Origin of the sequence: Levilactobacillus humaensis (assembly GCF_024345185.1) — a bacterium.
Classification (GTDB): domain Bacteria; phylum Bacillota; class Bacilli; order Lactobacillales; family Lactobacillaceae; genus Levilactobacillus; species Levilactobacillus humaensis.
Genome location: NZ_BROB01000004.1, coordinates 80,751 through 95,904 on the forward strand (window position 1 = coordinate 80,751; position 15,154 = coordinate 95,904).

The following is a 15,154-nucleotide window of genomic DNA, read 5'->3' on the forward strand; positions in this document are numbered from 1 at the left end:
TTGCTTTTAGTTGGGGTAGTGGGTCTTGAAGTAGGCGGCCATCGTTTGGAGGTGGTGCTCCAGACTGAGACGCTTAACCACCCCGAGCCCTGGGAAGTGTTGGGTGACGTGATAGTCGGCCAATGCTAGCGCCGCAGGGGTTTGCACGGCAGCTGGCTGTGCGGGTAACCAGGCCGCAAGTTTGGCGACGGCCTGGAAGAATTTCTCTTTGGGATGGCGGAAATCCTCGCGATCGTCGGAGACAAACCGATGGATTCGGAGTTGGTCACCGGCAAAGTAGGTTAGGTGGAGGGTCACGGCGCGAGCGGGATAGCCGTGTTCACTGTAGTGGGCGCCACCGATCGTATAGTCACTGATACTGGTATAACCGTCGAGGCTGGCCTGCTGCCAGTCCTCGCTGAAGAAACCGTTAGTGATATCGGCGTAACTGCGATCGTGTTCAGGGAGCCAGGCATGGTCAAATAGACTCCCGCTAGGTCGCGTCAGTAGCTGGCGAATTCTGGCTTCTGGTGGCACGAGTAAGTGGGTTGGGGCGTCCAACCAACCCGCATGGCTAGCCGCAAGGAGTTCGTCATATTGGCGCGCAACCAGTAACGTGTGATGATCCGGTGTCGGTCGTAGGTCCTCGGGGATAGTTGTTGGTGTCAAAATGTGCCCCACAATGAGATTGGGATTGTCGGCATATGGTCGCCAATCATAGAGTTTTTGCTGCGTGAGGGCGTAGTCACTGACGGTGGGATTAGCAATGACGACTAGCGGTTGATCGTGTTCAACAAAGGCCGCGACGGTTTGGGGCAAGGCCCGGATGTCGCGAACGGGTTCAATAATGGGGATGATGTTTGGTGGGAGAACGTGTTGCTGGGCAATATTCTTTAGAGCCAGTAGGTCATACTGGCGACCCCGAAAGTAAGGAAAATAGATCATGATCGTTGCTCCTTGAGTTGTTGCTGAAGATCGTGGCGTTCTAAGTTTAAGGCGTCAATCTCGCTTTGCAAAGCCGTCACCGCGGTCGATTGGGTATCGTCGATGAACTGGTCGTAGAAGTTGGCTTCCGGATCGTAGACGTCATAGTGTTGGTGGCGTTTTTTCAGTTCCTGATAGAGGCGATCGGTGCTGTATTGTTTGAGACCGGTAGCCATTTGTTTAGCCTTGCCGACTTCTCGGGCCTGTGAGGCAATAAACCGGGTGGTCAGTTCGGATTCTGGTACCTGAAGGTCTTGGCGGCGGGGCGGACGTGCCACGGTCAAATAGCCTGGCGTACTGGGCGCCTCAGTTGCGGTTGCCAACATTTCCTTATTGAAAGGCCGGTAAATTAGCACTCCAATATGAGCAGGGATCTCGTCGGCGACTGTCTGATAGAGCTTTAATGGCAAAACGAAATAGTTATAGTGGCCCACAAAGGAGAGCTTGGCCTTGGAGTGGAAGTCGGATTTGGTGACCTTGAGTTCATAACACCGCCACTCAATGTCACCACTCGGGAGTTCCTGGTAGCTCAGGGTATCCACGATGCCTTGATCGTCGGGCATTGTGACCTCCTCGACAGCAAAGGCGCCAGCTTCGCGACAGTAGGCGTAGAGGGTGCTTTCTAGTTCAAGTGTTAATTTTGTTTTCATCATGACACCTCCGGATGCCAGAAATTATGAACGGCACTGGTGAGTTGTTCCGGCCGGTAGAGTCGTTGGAAGTGTTGCCAGTGTTGGGGATACAGGTGCGTGTAACGGGGACTACTGAAACGTTGATCCATGAGGAGAATAATGCCAACATCCTTGGATCCTCGAATCAGGCGACCCGCAGCTTGGAAGACGTTGTTCAGACCGGGTAGTTGATAGGCAAATGCGAATCCTTGATGTGATTGTTGGTCAAAGTAATCCCGTAGTAAGTCGGTTTCCGGATTGATACCGGGGAGACCGACGCTGACGACGCCGACCCCGATCAGCCGATCGGCCTTGAGGTCAATCCCTTCCGCGAAGATGCCGCCCAGTAAGGCGAAGCCCACCAGGGTCGAGTCGGGATTAGGCGTGAAGTTTTCTAAAAAGGCGGCCCGATCGGCCTCGGCCATTTGCGCCTGTTGGACGACCGTTTTTAAGTGCGGGTACGCCATCGAAAAGGCTTGGCTGACGTCGAGAAGGTAGTGGTAGGACGGCAGGAAAATCAGATAGTTTCCGGTCTTGCCGTCGACGAGGGTTTTGATGGCCAGAAGGATATTGGCCAGGTTGGCATCCCGTTGTTTGTAAGTTGTTTGAATGTAATTGGTGACAAAGATTGCCTGATGCTGGGGCTTGAATGGTGAGGTGAGCTGATAGGCCAAACTGTCCTCGTCGCCCCCGAGAACCCGCTGATAATAGTCCATCGGTGAAAGGGTCGCCGAGAAGAGAACGGCACCGTGACCCAGAGCCAGACTGTCTGACAGGAAAGCACTGGGGTCGAGGCAGAGCTGCTTGAGCGTGATATTGCCATCTGCGATGGTGAGTCGCATACGGTAGGTGTCGTCGTAGTAGTCGCCAATCCGTTGGTAGCTGATAGCCGCAAAGTAGTAATCCAGAATGGCTTGGGTAAAGGGGGTGTGCGGTTGGTCAACAAGCCAGTCGTGAATGGCTTCCACTAGTCGACCGAGGTCATGGTCGATTGCTTCGGGAGGCGTGAGGAAGGTACTGTCATCGCGCCCATCGGCCAGGAGTGGGGCCGCAATATCACTAAAGGTGGCTCGTAGATCTTGCAACCGACGTCGTAGTTTCGGCGTGGCCTGATCCAGCTCACGACTTTGTTCGATGAGCTGGTCGAGAGGCCGTGTGGTCAACTCGGCGGAGTACATATCGCGTGAGCGGCTGACCAAGTTGTGGGCTTCATCGATCAGAAAGAAGTTATCGGGATCCTCGGTCGTGAAGAACCGTTGTAAGTGGACTTGGGGGTCGAAGAGGTAGTTGTAGTCGCCGATGATGACATCACAAAAGAGGCTCGCATCCAATTGAAATTCAAAGGGATCGAGGGTGTGTTTGCGGGCGTAGGTTTCGATCACGGGTCGGGTCAGCTGATCGTTATTTTGGATGAGATCCAGGAGTGCTGGCTTCAAGCGATCATAGTAACCTAACATATACGGATTCTCTTCGGGTAACAGGTCGGCTTCCTCGGGAAAGGTGATCTTGGCTTTGGCCGTCAGTGTGATGCTCTTGAGTAGGAGTCCCTGTGAGGCCATGAGATCGAGGGCTTCTTCGGCAACGGACCGGGTACTTTGTTTAGCAGTGAGATAGAAGATTCGTTGAATGACGCCTTCGCCGATAGCTTTAATTGTGGGGAAAAGTGTCGAAATGGTTTTCCCGGTCCCGGTTGGCGCCTCAGCGAAGAGCCGCTTGTTGGTAAGAATTGTTTTGTACACGGCGACGGCGAGTTCGCGTTGACCCGGTCGATAGTGACCAAAGGGGAAGGTGAGCTGCTGAATGGTGGGGTCTCGGCGCTCCCGAAGGTCCGACCTGAACTTGAGCCAGGTGACGTACTCATCGATGACCTTGTCGAAGAACGCCTGGGCTTCCTGCCGAGTGATCGTCTGGTCCGTCTGCGTGGTGGTTTCCGTATTGGTTTGAAAGTAGGTCAGGGTAAGGGTGACCTGATCCAGGTCGGATTCGTGATCCATTAAGAGATAGGCGTAGAGCTTGACCTGTCCCCAGTAGAGCGTGAGGGTATTGGTACTGAGATTGGCGAAGACCGTTTCGGAAGTTTTGATTTCCTCGATACTGGCTTGGCCATCCGTCAATGTCACGCCGTCAGCTCGTCCGTGGAGCAGGTACTCATTATCATTGAGCGTGAGCGTCTTATCCAGATAGTATTCCTTCTTGTAGTCGGCGCCACGCTGTTTCTGTAGGCGACGATGGATGCGCGCCCCTAATAATGCCGTGTTTTGGCTGTTACTAGTTGTACCTAGGTCACCGGTTCGTAAAGTGAATTCGATTAATTCGCGTACCCCTAATTTGATTGGCATCCAATCGCCACCTCCTTTTGCTGATAATCAGCATACCACATTTTGCGACGGGTTTGAACGCGTGTTCGTGATTGGTTAACGGGTGTGAAAAGCGAGTCGGGGGGATTGGCAAAATCTATGAAATCGCTTACAATAGAGAGCGAGGTGATATTGGATGAAAACAATTGGCTTTCCGCTACACGAAGAAATAACCGCAATCGATGAAGCGTCTGCGCTTCAACGGATTTGTCAACGACACACAAGTAAGGCCACGATTAGAGTTCGTGACATCGAAATTAATCCCAGAGAACAAGTCGAGATCGCAACGCTTGGCAATTATGGTGGGAAATTTATTCGAATTGTAACGGACGGCCCTGACGAAGCCCAACTGGCAACTGCTATTCATCAGCAGCTCGTCAAGGACCAGTATTGTGACTACTAAACCTTGACCCACTCGTTTGGATTCGTTAAGCTCGACTTAATGAAATGAAGCGAGGGATGTCCCATGAATGAAGAACAGGTCGATAGACTCTGTCAGATTGCTCCCAAGTATGGGTTACAGTTAGCCCATGAGGGATTGATCATTACTGAAATTAATGGGCAAGCCACGTCATTCGACGCGGCAACCTATATGCCTGACCAATTGATTGATATGCTGTCCAAGATTATCGCCACGCAAATGAAGGCGGATCTGTGGCAGTGGCAATAACTAAAAATTGGACCGCGACGTTCTTGTCGTGGTCCAATCTTTTTTGTTCAATGTCTATTGCTGAAACGTGTGAGACTAGGCAGTCAGCATCGCTTAAACTTGGCCAACAACCTTGTCTCGGACGCTATTCTTCTTCCCAGCGATCAAAGTCCTGGGCGTGGCTGGCGAGGTAGGCCATGGCTTCTTGTCCTAATTGTTGGCTTTCTTGATCGAAATTTTGGCTGTCGGCGTCGCCTTCAGCATCGGCTTCGTCGCGCAAGAAACCAGCGGCGAGATCCAAATACTTGGTCCGTCTGCCGATTCCGTTGTCCTTAAAGAGATCGTCGAGTTTGGTCAGATCATCCTTAGCCGCGGCCGAGACGCGCTGTGCCAGGTCGTGTTGTTTACCTAATTTAATGGCGGCATAGTCCATGAGAAAGTCATTCATATCAATGATAATCGCTTGCCGTGCTTGTTTTTCACTTTTTTTTGCCACTTGTGATCACCCCTTAGTTTCATTCTAGTCATTCGACTTTAATCACGCAATTATTCTCCTTGGCCGATGTTCAGTCGGGTTAACAAGTGACCCAATGATAAGAAGTCACTTTAAGGTAAAACGTTAACATAGCGTCGAACTAATTGTCATAATAATCGTGTTTGGGTATTAACTATCGGATTATTAGAAAATTTATGAAGATTTCCCCAACATTTACCGAAAATTTACACGATTGCGACGATTACTATATATTCATCGCTTAGAATCAGGGTTGTAAGTTAAGGGGAGGCATTCGGGGTGCAATTTGGCTTTGGATGGTTCTACTATCTCAAAGACATGGAGTGACAGAGATGAATAAGGGATCAAAGTTAGCAATGGGGATTGCAGCAATTAGTTTGCTTTTAGTTGGGTGTGGCAAGGCCACTAGTTCAACTAGCAGTAAGGAAAGTAGCGCAGCACTTTCAGGAAAGGTTACGGCCGTTGGTTCAACGGCGTTACAACCATTAGCCGCTAAGGCCGGGTCAAACTTCACTGCCAAGAACAGTAAAGTTAACCTGACCGTTCAAGGTGGGGGTTCCGGAACTGGGCTGAGCCAAGTCCAAGCCGGTGCGGTTTCTATTGGTGATTCTGACATTTTTGCCGAAGAAAAAGACGGCATCAAGGCTGACAAGTTGACCGACCACAAGGTTGCGGTCGTGGGGATGGCCCCAGTTGTCAACAAGGATACCGGGATTAAGAACTTAAAGATGGCACAATTGAAGCAAATCTTTACCGGGAAGATTACCAACTGGAAAGAAGTTGGCGGTAAGGATGAAAAGATTGTTATCATCAACCGGGCCCAAGGTAGTGGGACTCGAGCAACGTTTGAAAATGCTGTATTAAAGGGTACTGACGCTGTGAAGTCTCAAGAACAAGACTCTAACGGTGCCGTTCAAAAGATCGTTTCTACGACGCCAGGGGCCGTAAGTTACTTGGCCTTCTCATACTTCACTAACAAGCTCCAAGCCGTTTCTATCGACAACGTGACGCCAACCGATAACAACGTTGAAACGAACAAGTGGAAGATCTGGTCCTACGAACACATGTACACGAAGGGCACGCCTGACAAGGCAACCACTGCCTTCCTGAAGTACATGGATTCCAAGACCGTTCAAGACAGCTTGGTTAAGGACATGGGTTACATCAGTATCCATGACATGAAAGTGACGAAGGACGCTAAGGGTGTCGTTACCCAGAACTAAGCATCCAGCGTAGATTTAGAAGATGTTGAAATGGGGTGAAGGTGCGGTCGAAGCACTTTCACCTTTTTTAAAAGGGGGGAGTCAACTTATGGAGCAAACAAATTTTCAACTTAAGAAACAAGATACCCAATCACAGGAATGGTCCAAGCGGCTACACCATGCGACCCGAGCGACTCGCGAGGATTGGATCGGCCGGGGGGTCAGTTATCTCTGTATTGGGGTAATCATCCTGGTCGTGGCTTCGATGCTGTGGTTTATCACTTCAAAAGGGATCGCGACCTTTACGCAAAACCACGTCAGCCTTTGGAAGTTCTTGTCTGGCACCGATTGGTCACCAAGCCAAGGTAAGATTGGCGCGTTACCCATGATTGTGGGGTCCTTTGCCGTGACGTTCGCCGCCGCAATTGTGGCAACACCGTTCGCGGTTGGAACTGCCATCTTCATGACGGAAATTTCACCTAACAAGGGCCGGAAGTTCTTACAACCCGTGATTGAATTATTGGTTGGGATTCCTTCCGTAGTTTACGGGTTCATCGGACTGGCAGTTGTGGTGCCATTCATGCGGCACCTGGTCGGGGGTTCCGGGTTCGGGATTATCTCAGCCACCTTCGTGCTGTTCGTGATGGTGCTACCAACGATTACGTCAATGACTGTGGATAGTCTGCGGGCAGTACCACGCTACTACAAGGAAGCATCACTCGCCTTGGGGGCGACACGTTGGCAGACGGTATCTAAGGTCATTCTTCGGTCCGCCACACCTGGAATTTTAACTGCCGTAATCTTTGGGATGGCCCGGGCTTTTGGGGAAGCCTTAGCCGTTCAAATGGTGATCGGAAACGCTGCCGTCATGCCTAAAGACTTGATTTCGGCGGCTTCAACGCTGACTAGTCAATTGACGACGGGAATTGGGGATACCATTGATGGGACGTTGCCAAACAACGCCCTGTGGTCATTAGCGCTGATTCTATTGCTCATGTCACTATTCTTCAACGCCCTGGTACGGGTCATCGCAAAGAGGGGGCAACTCAAACATGAACGCTAAACGTAAAGACATGATTGCTACGGTAATCATTGACCTCATTGTTGCCATCGTGGTTGGGATTCTTTTCTTCCTGCTGGCCTACATTCTCATTAAGGGCCTGCCACATGTCAGCTGGAGTTTCTTGACTGGGGCCACGGATTCTTTCGATGGTACTGGTGGAATTGGGGTCCAACTGTTTAATTCCTTCTACCTGTTGGTCTTGACTATGCTGATTTCCATTCCCATATCACTGGGAGCCGGGATTTATTTGGCCGAATACGCGAAGGATAACTGGCGGACCAGTCTCATTCGATCAGCCATTGAAGTTCTTAGTTCGCTACCATCCGTGGTTGTGGGGCTGTTTGGATTCTTACTCTTTGTTGTTAAGTTCAAGATTGGGTTCTCGGTTATTTCGGGAGCTATTGCGTTGACCTTCTTCAACCTGCCGCTGTTGACGCGGAACATTGAAGAGTCGCTCAGTGCCGTTTCTCGTAGTCAACGAGAAGCTGGCCTTTCCTTGGGCCTGTCCAAATGGAAGACCGAAGTGGGAATCATTCTCCCGGTGGCGTTACCTGGGATTGTGACCGGCGTTGTTTTGAGCGCCGGCCGAGTGTTTGGGGAAGCCGCAGCCTTAATTTACACGGCTGGACAAAGTGCCCCGGTCACTAACTTTGCTGACTGGAATCCAATGGACGCGGCGAGTCCGCTTAATCCATTCCGACCAGCCGAAACGTTGGCGGTTCACATTTGGAAGATGAATACGGAAGGGTTAGCGAGCAACGCTGCGGCCTTGTCCGCCGCTGCTTCCGCCGTTCTGATTATTGCTGTGTTGCTCTTTAACCTGGGCGCACGGGTTCTCGGGTCGTACCTGTATCGTCGGGTTACGGCTAGCAAGTAGGAGGTGTGACGATGCTTAAACAATACTCATTTGATAAGACTGCCGTGCAGACGTTTGACGCTCAGACCTCATTGGCCCTGAAGACGGAGGACTTGCAGGTCTTTTATGGCACCAATCACGCCATGCATGATGCGAATCTAGCGTTTCCTAAGAATCAGATTACGGCGCTCATTGGAGCGTCAGGTTCCGGGAAGTCCACCTACCTGCGTTCGCTGAATCGAATGAATGATACGATCGCCACGGTGACAGGGAAGATTTGGTATCACGGTGTCGATATCAACGAGCCGAACGTGAACATCTATGAAATCCGGCGGCACATCGGGATGGTCTTTCAACGACCGAACCCCTTTGCCAAGTCTATTCGGGAAAATATCACCTACGCCTTACGGGCAAATGGGGTGAAGAATAAGACTGAATTGTCGGAACGCATCGAGAAGAGCTTGCGGGGAGCTGCTCTTTGGGATGAGGTGAAAGATAGTCTCGATAAGAGTGCCTTATCCCTCTCCGGTGGGCAACAACAACGGTTGTGCATTGCCCGTTCGATTGCCATGGCACCAGATGTGTTATTGCTGGATGAACCTTGTAGTGCGCTGGACCCGATCTCGACAGTTAAGGTTGAGGAGACTCTCCTGGAGTTGCAGAAGCAGTACACGATTATCATTGTGACGCATAACATGCAACAAGCTGCACGAATCAGTAGCCAGTGTGCCTTCTTCCATCTCGGACACGTCATGGAATACACGCCCACTGGAACCATGTTTAGTAACCCGCAGATTCCGGTCACGCAAGATTATATCTCCGGAAGTTTTGGGTAGAGAATTTTAGAGTTGTTAGTTGCTCGTAGCCGTGTGCTGCGGGCTTTTTTGTGTTAAAAGGTCGTACGAGACTGAACGATTACTGGTAAACTAAAGGCACGATTATTGAGAAGCGGGAGGGTTCAGGATGTATTTTTTACAGGAAAAAGGGTCACTGCCCTTATATGAACAGCTGATACAGCAGCTTTCCGCGGCAATAGACCGGGGAGAGCTGACGGGTAAGTTGCCGTCAATTCGGTCACTAGCAGCCGAGCTGGAGGTTTCCAAGGGGACTGTGGAGAATGCCTATGAACAGCTCGTAGCGGAGGACCGAATCGAGAATCGTCCTCAGCAGGGGTTCTTTGTCAAAACGCCGCTGGTAACGGCGCCGATGGTCAGTGAACATGATCGTGATTTGGTTCAACCAGACTTTGATTTTTCGCTGGGCTATGCCGCCTCATTACTGGAAACACATGCCAAGACTGCCTGGAATCGATCGTTGGAGCGCGCCATTCAGGACCAGGATCGCCGGGATCCTCGGACGGCCATTCAGCGGCAAGGATCACTGGCCTTACGTGAAGAAATTGTGGCCCTTTTGGCCCGCCGCCGCGGGATCCACTGCCAGCCGGAACAGGTGGTGATCACCGCTGGTAACAGTGACTCACTGGTCATGGTGACCCAGCTGATGCAAGCCCAACTTCAATCGCCACTCCAGGTCGGATTTGAAAATCCCGGCTATCGCAGTGGATTAGAGACGGTTCGCCGCCAGGGGGGTCAACCGGTCTTGATCCCGGTGGATGAGACATCGGGGATGGACGTTGATCGTCTGCGATCAGAGTCAGTTAACTTGGTTTACGTGACCCCCTCTCACCAATTTCCTTTGGGGCCAACGATGCCCTTAGCCAAGCGCCAGGCCTTACTAGCGGTCATGCGGACTAAGCAGGGGTTGATTATCGAAGATGACTACGACAGTGAGTTTTCGGTATCTACGCGGCCAATGCCGGCCTTGGCTTCGCTAGATGCCAAGCGGGTTATCTATCTGGGTGGCTTCTCCAAGTCAATTTCGACCGAGTTGCGACTCAGCTTTATGGTGTTGCCGCCGCAGTTGGTGGCGAATTATCAGAGCTTATTTGCCTATGAAACCAATGGCGTCGCCGCAATTATTCAAGCGGCTACGGCAGATTTTCTGTCGTCTGGGGCTTATAGCCGGCACATCACACGGTCCCTGCGGTTGAATCGTCAGAAGTACGCCTTCATTCAACAACAGTTGACGCCATTCGTTCAGCAGGGAGTCATTGCCGCTCATTTTGGGGAAGCCGGTATTCACCTGGTCTTTCGCTTGAAACAGCCTCAGACGACGGCCAAGTTCGATGAAATCTTAGAGCGACATCACCTTTATCTACGAAAAATGGATCAATATTGGTTACAAGATAAACACCTTGGTTACTATATTGTGGGGTTTGCCCACTTTGCTTTACCGGAGTTTCGGCAAGGGGTCGCTAAGTTAGTATTGGCGTTAAAGGAACTGTCCGCTTAAACTCATGGTCAACTGTCACTTCCGCTTTCATGCCAGCCGCCTATACTGAGAGTCAGTTAAGCAATCAGAAAGGGCGATTACATGATAACGTATCAATCAGAGGCCAAATTAGATGTTGCAAGTTTCAAAGATCTCCTAGTGCGGACAGAACTTCATCGTCAAATCAACGATGACCAGAAGCTCCAAGGGATGTTGGACCATGCCGATTTCTTATATACGGCTTGGGATGGCGACAAGGTGGTTGGCTACGTTCGCGGATTGACGGATTACGCCGATGTCATTTACGTTGCCGACCTAGCTGTTGACGCCGATTACCGACACCAAGGAATTGCCCGGCACTTGTTGGGAATGGTGCAGGACCAATTAGGTCAAACACTCCACACGGTGTTGTTAGCTTCGTTGTATGCTAAGGACTTCTACGCCAAAATTGGGTTTACCAAGGATTCACGCGGTTATGTGAAGAATCCGCAACACCTAGATCCCGCCGACTGGACGGTTTAGATGATAGAAAAAACACGCTGACCAAATTAAATTGGTTAGCGTGTTTTATTTTATATTATTTCGTTAAGAAAACCTGCCAAAGCAGTGTCGCACAGATCGCACCCGCAATCGGTGCAACGACGGGGACCCAGCTATAGTAAAAGTGGGAGCTCCCCTTGTGAGGGAATGGCCAGATGGCATGGAGGAGGCGGGGACCTAAGTCACGGGCCGGGTTCAACGCGGGACCAGTGGGACCACCCAGGGAGACTACCAGACACATGACCAAAAAGCCAAGGCCAATAAAGTCGGCCCGTGGATCCAGTTTGTCAGCGGTCATCGCCACGGCACCCAGAACCAGGATAAAGGTGCCAAGAAATTCATTGATGAAGCCATTTAATTTGCTACCAGCCGCATCGATCGTGGAAAAGGTTCCCAGAATAGCTTCCACGTCGGTTGTTTCATCGTAGTAAGGCTTGTAGGCCAGAACAATTGTCAATTGACCAAACATGGCCCCGAGCAACTGGGCCACGATATAGGGCAGCACTTCCTGCCAAGGAAAACTTCCAACGACGGCTGAGGCAATCGTCATGGCAGGATTAATCTGTGCTCCTGAAATGGTTCCGAACATCAGGGCAGGAATCATGACTCCAATCCCGTATCCCCAACCGATTAACAACCAACTGCCGTGATAACCCTTGGTTCCTTTGAGCTCAACGTTGGCAACGGAACCGTTACCGAGGGCAACCATGATGGCCGTTCCAATAAATTCGGCCAGACACCGAATGAACAATGAATAATGCATAAATTCAACTCCACATAAGTATAAGATAGGCGACTGCTACTTTTCGATGACCCTAGTTAGTTGTCAAAAAACAGCAGTATTCCTATCATACGCTTATCACAAGTAGCTTTCACGATAAGTTTCAATTATTTTTCATGAAAATGAAAGTGAGGGGGTATTTGCATTCCAATGCCTAAGTTATGGTGTATTCTATTATCATGCTGGGTGGTCAGATAAGTATATCGCTAATAGTTTGGCCAAAATATTTGTAAAGGCAATCCATGGCAATTCCAAGGAGGTTCAATCATAATTAAGCAGTTACCTAACCCACACTGGTAACGGTGGGAAGGTGAATAAATTGTTGCAAGTTTTCTTTGCAAAGCCATTATAACATGATACTACACGAATCGTGTCCTATATCCCCCACAATTTGTGACCTAAGAAAGTTTGTCTAGCCAGTGTGCTATGAAAAATTACTATTTTAGGATGCTTGTGGGCTAAAGAAAAACCGCTGGCAATTAAGCCAACAGTTTTCACCGCGCAAGCATAAAATCTTTGTGTACCTGTTATCCAATGGACCCTACCGGATTTGAACCGACGACCTCCTGCATGCGAAGCAGGCGCTCTCCCAACTGAGCTAAGGGCCCAAAACTTACCCATTAAGTATAGCACGTTGCTGTGATTTGTTAATGGGTAAGTCGTATCTAGTGACGACTACTTCGGTGACCACCAGTGCCATGAGTCTTGATCACGTTGCGTTTGAATTTCGGACCGGTAGCGTCGGCGACAAACTTAAAGTGTCGTAGGCGGCCGACGTAAGGTTTTCCAGCCAAACGAACGGTGGTCCAGCCGCGCATGGCCTGAGCCATATCGTCGGTAGCAGTCACCAGGTCGGCGCGGTGTTCCGCTTGAGCCGCCTCACGGAGATCGGTCGTCAGACGCTGCACCAGGCCCTCATGATAAGTGAGAAGTTCCTGCGTCAACGGGGCACTCCGATAGCTGTTAAAGAGGCGTTGCACTTCCTTTAACGCGTCCGTGGTATTCTTCGGTTGGTAATAACGCTCCTGCTCAGTCATGCCCATTTCCTTTCTTAATCTTGATGGCGCCAGTCATGAATCCACTGTTGCCAAATACTTTTCGAATCAGTTTGTAGCATTAGACGTTGGTATTGGCTGCCGATGTACCAAGCAAACAGCCCAATTGCGGCTAGTAAGATGGCAAGTGAGAGACCTTGTTCCAGTCCATTTGCAGTTCCGTTGATGATGCGCATTGGCATGAAGTACGACGAGAAGAAAGGCACATACGACATGATTTTAACGAAGGGCGCATCGAGGTTGCTCTGGAAGGGAAAGGTGAGGAAGAAGCCTAACATACTCAACATCACAACTGGTTGCGCGGCCTTTGAGGCATCCTCGGCTTTGGCAACAATGGCGCCACTGTACGCGGATAGAACGGTGTAAATGACCACCCCAAGTAAGAGGTAGACGAGATTCATGTTGAGCAGGTTGTGAATGACAGCGTTAATCAGCGAGTGGTATTCGGTGAAGAGCGGCTTCAATTTGGCATTGTTGATGGCAAATTGGTAGCCGGCCCAGCCACCCAGCAGGTAAACCACGATCTGTGTCAGAATGACCAGTAGAATTCCCGTGATCTTACCAATGAAGTAGCTCGTTGCCGTGGTACTGGAAAAGATGATTTCCATAATCTTGGTTCCCTTTTCGGAGGCAATCTCTTGAGCCGCAATGGAGGAATACGTAATTAAGATGATGTAGATCATGGTAACCAGTAACCAGAAGGAAATCTTCTTAGCAGTGTTGGCGGTCCCGGTCTTCTTGGCAATGTGCTGCGTGAGGGTTGGGGTTCGAGCCAATGTCTTACGCTGTTTGGTAGTCAGGTTAGCCTGTTGGTAATTAGCAGCTTGCTGATAGGTCACCAGGAAGTTTTGCGTCTGAGCGCGCAAGCTACTGCCCATGCTGTCACTCCCGTGGTAATCGGCCTTGAACTGTTGGTTGTCGGTGGTAAGCACCAGATAGCCAGCCAAGTGGTCCTTCTTTAGGGCCTGTTTGGCGGCCTTGACCGTGGTGATCTTGGTATTCAGGCCATCATTTTGTTTGATGAAGGCTTGCCGCAATGGTTGTGAGTCACTGATGACGGCGACTTCGCGACTACTAGAAGTGCTGTTCGCACTGACGTAGCTGATCCCTATCGTCAGTCCAATCATCAGGAAGGGACCGAGAATCATGAAGAGAAAACTCCATGATTTGATCTGGCGCAGATAAGTTTCAAAGGTGACAATCCAGGTTTTACGCATGGTCTTCACCCACTTTCAAACGGAAGATTTCATCGAGAGTTGGCGGTTGTTGACTGAATTCCTCGATGTAATGGCCCTCGGTCAGTGCCGCAAAGATTGCTGGGCCGGCGGCGGGATCATTGAGTTGTAAGAGATATTGCCGCGGTTGACGAACCGTAACGGCGGCAACACCCGGCAAGGTTTTGAGCCGGTCTGGTGTCCAATCGGTCGTCACATAGAGTTCCGTCTTGCCAAATTGGTTCCGAACCTCTGTCAGCGTCCCATGTAAGACGACGTCGCCCTTACGCAACATGACTAACTGATCACACAGGGCAGTCACGTGTTCCATGTCATGGCTGGAGAAGATAATTGCCGCACCTTCGTCACGGGCCGTTAAGACGGCCTGCTTCAGGAGGTCGGCATTGACGGGATCAAGGCCACTGAAGGGTTCGTCCAGGATCAATAACTTCGGATGATGGATTAAGGTACAGATGAGTTGAACCTTCTGTTGATTCCCTTTAGAGAGGTCCTTGATTCGACTCTTGCGGGTGCCTTTGACGGCGAAACGCTGGAGCCATTCGTCGATATGAGCTCGCGTTTCCTTTGCCGATTGTCCCTTGAGTCGAGCCAGGTAGACCACCTGTTGTTCGATGGTTAACTTGGGCATCAGGCTCCGTTCTTCTGGTAAATAGCCAATCGTATCAAAGTCGTTGGCGGACAGAGGATGTCCCTGCCAGGTGATGGTGCCATCGTAAGTAATAAAGTTTAAAATGCTGTGAAACGTGGTGGATTTTCCCGCCCCGTTTTGACCAATCAGTCCCAAAATTTGGCCATCGGGCACGTCAAAACTGACGTCGTTAAGTGCGTGGACAGTGCCAAAATGTTTACTGATATGTTGAATGCTGAGCATCGGTCGAGCTCCCCTCATACGTGATGCTCTTATTATACGCGAACGACGGGGAACACGCCAAAAAAT

The 15,154-nt window shown here is 50.4% G+C and carries 16 protein-coding genes and 1 tRNA gene; 8 read left to right on the forward strand and 9 right to left on the reverse strand.

Annotation, left to right across the window (positions count from 1 at the left end; all coding sequences use genetic code 11):
• Positions 1–6: 6 nt before the first annotated feature.
• From OCU14_RS02235 to OCU14_RS02245, 3 genes are read right to left on the reverse strand one after another with little or no spacing between them, the layout of a single operon-like run.
• Complete coding sequence (locus tag OCU14_RS02235; RefSeq protein WP_261809601.1) at positions 7–924, reverse strand: sce7725 family protein; 918 nt, start codon at positions 922–924, stop codon at positions 7–9.
• The gene (locus tag OCU14_RS02240) at positions 921–1,613 is read right to left on the reverse strand and encodes a hypothetical protein (RefSeq protein ID WP_261809602.1); all 693 of its coding nucleotides are present in this window, start codon (positions 1,611–1,613) and stop codon (positions 921–923) included. Before OCU14_RS02240 ends, OCU14_RS02235 begins: the two co-directional genes overlap by 4 nt.
• Positions 1,613–3,973, reverse strand: coding sequence for an ATP-dependent DNA helicase (locus OCU14_RS02245; protein WP_261809603.1), 2,361 nt, complete (start codon positions 3,971–3,973; stop codon positions 1,613–1,615). The genes OCU14_RS02240 and OCU14_RS02245 overlap by 1 nt, the downstream gene beginning before the upstream one ends.
• A gap of 154 nt (positions 3,974–4,127) precedes the next feature.
• Here OCU14_RS02245 and OCU14_RS02250 point away from each other — a divergent pair, with 154 nt between their 5' ends.
• Together OCU14_RS02250 and OCU14_RS02255 are read left to right on the forward strand one after the other, a co-directional pair.
• Positions 4,128–4,394 carry an HPr family phosphocarrier protein gene (locus OCU14_RS02250; protein WP_261809604.1) on the forward strand — a complete coding sequence of 89 codons (267 nt, stop codon included), beginning with the start codon at positions 4,128–4,130 and terminating at the stop codon, positions 4,392–4,394.
• Between the two features lie 63 nt (positions 4,395–4,457).
• Entirely contained in the window at positions 4,458–4,661 is a 204-nt protein-coding gene (locus tag OCU14_RS02255; RefSeq protein ID WP_261809605.1) for a hypothetical protein, read from the forward strand.
• 124 nt (positions 4,662–4,785) lie between these two features.
• On the opposite strand, the gene OCU14_RS02260 is transcribed toward OCU14_RS02255, so the two are convergent.
• Complete coding sequence (locus OCU14_RS02260; RefSeq protein ID WP_057878582.1) at positions 4,786–5,136, reverse strand: hypothetical protein; 351 nt, start codon at positions 5,134–5,136, stop codon at positions 4,786–4,788.
• Positions 5,137–5,486: 350 nt separating this feature from the next.
• Between OCU14_RS02260 and OCU14_RS02265 the strand changes: the two genes are divergently transcribed.
• The 6 genes from OCU14_RS02265 to OCU14_RS02290 all read left to right on the forward strand — a co-directional run bounded on the left by OCU14_RS02265 (position 5,487) and on the right by OCU14_RS02290 (position 11,128).
• Complete coding sequence (locus tag OCU14_RS02265; RefSeq protein ID WP_261809606.1) at positions 5,487–6,377, forward strand: phosphate ABC transporter substrate-binding protein PstS family protein; 891 nt, start codon at positions 5,487–5,489, stop codon at positions 6,375–6,377.
• Positions 6,378–6,465: 88 nt separating this feature from the next.
• Positions 6,466–7,419, forward strand: a complete 954-nt coding sequence (gene pstC / locus OCU14_RS02270) for a phosphate ABC transporter permease subunit PstC (protein WP_261809607.1) — start codon at positions 6,466–6,468, stop codon at positions 7,417–7,419.
• Entirely contained in the window at positions 7,409–8,296 is an 888-nt protein-coding gene (gene pstA, locus OCU14_RS02275; RefSeq protein ID WP_261809608.1) for a phosphate ABC transporter permease PstA, read from the forward strand. Before pstC ends, pstA begins: the two co-directional genes overlap by 11 nt.
• An 11-nt stretch (positions 8,297–8,307) precedes the next feature.
• Positions 8,308–9,111: a phosphate ABC transporter ATP-binding protein PstB gene (gene pstB / locus OCU14_RS02280; protein ID WP_261809609.1), complete on the forward strand. Its 804-nt coding sequence runs from the start codon at positions 8,308–8,310 to the stop codon at positions 9,109–9,111.
• A gap of 127 nt (positions 9,112–9,238) precedes the next feature.
• Positions 9,239–10,627: a MocR-like pyridoxine biosynthesis transcription factor PdxR gene (gene pdxR, locus OCU14_RS02285; protein ID WP_261809610.1), complete on the forward strand. Its 1,389-nt coding sequence runs from the start codon at positions 9,239–9,241 to the stop codon at positions 10,625–10,627.
• An 81-nt stretch (positions 10,628–10,708) separates the two neighbouring features.
• A complete protein-coding gene (locus tag OCU14_RS02290) occupies positions 10,709–11,128 on the forward strand; it encodes a GNAT family N-acetyltransferase (protein WP_261809611.1) in 420 nt (139 codons plus the stop codon).
• 55 nt (positions 11,129–11,183) lie between these two features.
• Here OCU14_RS02290 and OCU14_RS02295 read toward each other — a convergent pair whose 3' ends face one another.
• From OCU14_RS02295 to OCU14_RS02315, 5 genes are all read right to left on the reverse strand, one after another.
• On the reverse strand, positions 11,184–11,909 hold the full coding sequence (locus tag OCU14_RS02295) for an MIP/aquaporin family protein (RefSeq protein ID WP_261809612.1): 726 nt from the start codon (positions 11,907–11,909) through the stop codon (positions 11,184–11,186).
• A 553-nt stretch (positions 11,910–12,462) separates the two neighbouring features.
• A tRNA-Ala gene (locus tag OCU14_RS02300) sits at positions 12,463–12,535 on the reverse strand.
• Positions 12,536–12,592: 57 nt separating this feature from the next.
• Positions 12,593–12,964 (reverse strand): hypothetical protein, encoded by a 372-nt coding sequence (locus OCU14_RS02305; RefSeq protein WP_261809613.1) that lies wholly within the window; start codon positions 12,962–12,964, stop codon positions 12,593–12,595.
• Between the two features lie 14 nt (positions 12,965–12,978).
• A complete protein-coding gene (locus OCU14_RS02310; protein ID WP_261809614.1) occupies positions 12,979–14,199 on the reverse strand; it encodes an ABC transporter permease in 1,221 nt (406 codons plus the stop codon).
• Positions 14,192–15,088, reverse strand: a complete 897-nt coding sequence (locus tag OCU14_RS02315; RefSeq protein WP_261809615.1) for an ABC transporter ATP-binding protein — start codon at positions 15,086–15,088, stop codon at positions 14,192–14,194. Before OCU14_RS02315 ends, OCU14_RS02310 begins: the two co-directional genes overlap by 8 nt.
• Positions 15,089–15,154 lie beyond the last annotated feature (66 nt).

Excerpts from the sequence above, each read along its gene's own strand:
- OCU14_RS02235 (WP_261809601.1), bottom strand. The coding sequence starts at position 924 with ATGATCTATTTTCCTTACTTTCGGGGTCGCCAGTATGACCTACTGGCT.
- pstA (WP_261809608.1), top strand. The coding sequence starts at position 7,409 with ATGAACGCTAAACGTAAAGACATGATTGCTACGGTAATCATTGACCTC.
- pdxR (WP_261809610.1), top strand. The coding sequence starts at position 9,239 with ATGTATTTTTTACAGGAAAAAGGGTCACTGCCCTTATATGAACAGCTG.
- OCU14_RS02245 (WP_261809603.1), bottom strand. The coding sequence starts at position 3,973 with ATGCCAATCAAATTAGGGGTACGCGAATTAATCGAATTCACTTTACGA.
- OCU14_RS02310 (WP_261809614.1), bottom strand. The coding sequence starts at position 14,199 with ATGCGTAAAACCTGGATTGTCACCTTTGAAACTTATCTGCGCCAGATC.
- OCU14_RS02290 (WP_261809611.1), top strand. The coding sequence starts at position 10,709 with ATGATAACGTATCAATCAGAGGCCAAATTAGATGTTGCAAGTTTCAAA.
- pstC (WP_261809607.1), top strand. The coding sequence starts at position 6,466 with ATGGAGCAAACAAATTTTCAACTTAAGAAACAAGATACCCAATCACAG.
- OCU14_RS02250 (WP_261809604.1), top strand. The coding sequence starts at position 4,128 with ATGAAAACAATTGGCTTTCCGCTACACGAAGAAATAACCGCAATCGAT.
- OCU14_RS02265 (WP_261809606.1), top strand. The coding sequence starts at position 5,487 with ATGAATAAGGGATCAAAGTTAGCAATGGGGATTGCAGCAATTAGTTTG.
- OCU14_RS02315 (WP_261809615.1), bottom strand. The coding sequence starts at position 15,088 with ATGCTCAGCATTCAACATATCAGTAAACATTTTGGCACTGTCCACGCA.
- OCU14_RS02240 (WP_261809602.1), bottom strand. The coding sequence starts at position 1,613 with ATGAAAACAAAATTAACACTTGAACTAGAAAGCACCCTCTACGCCTAC.
- OCU14_RS02255 (WP_261809605.1), top strand. The coding sequence starts at position 4,458 with ATGAATGAAGAACAGGTCGATAGACTCTGTCAGATTGCTCCCAAGTAT.
- OCU14_RS02295 (WP_261809612.1), bottom strand. The coding sequence starts at position 11,909 with ATGCATTATTCATTGTTCATTCGGTGTCTGGCCGAATTTATTGGAACG.
- OCU14_RS02305 (WP_261809613.1), bottom strand. The coding sequence starts at position 12,964 with ATGACTGAGCAGGAGCGTTATTACCAACCGAAGAATACCACGGACGCG.
- pstB (WP_261809609.1), top strand. The coding sequence starts at position 8,308 with ATGCTTAAACAATACTCATTTGATAAGACTGCCGTGCAGACGTTTGAC.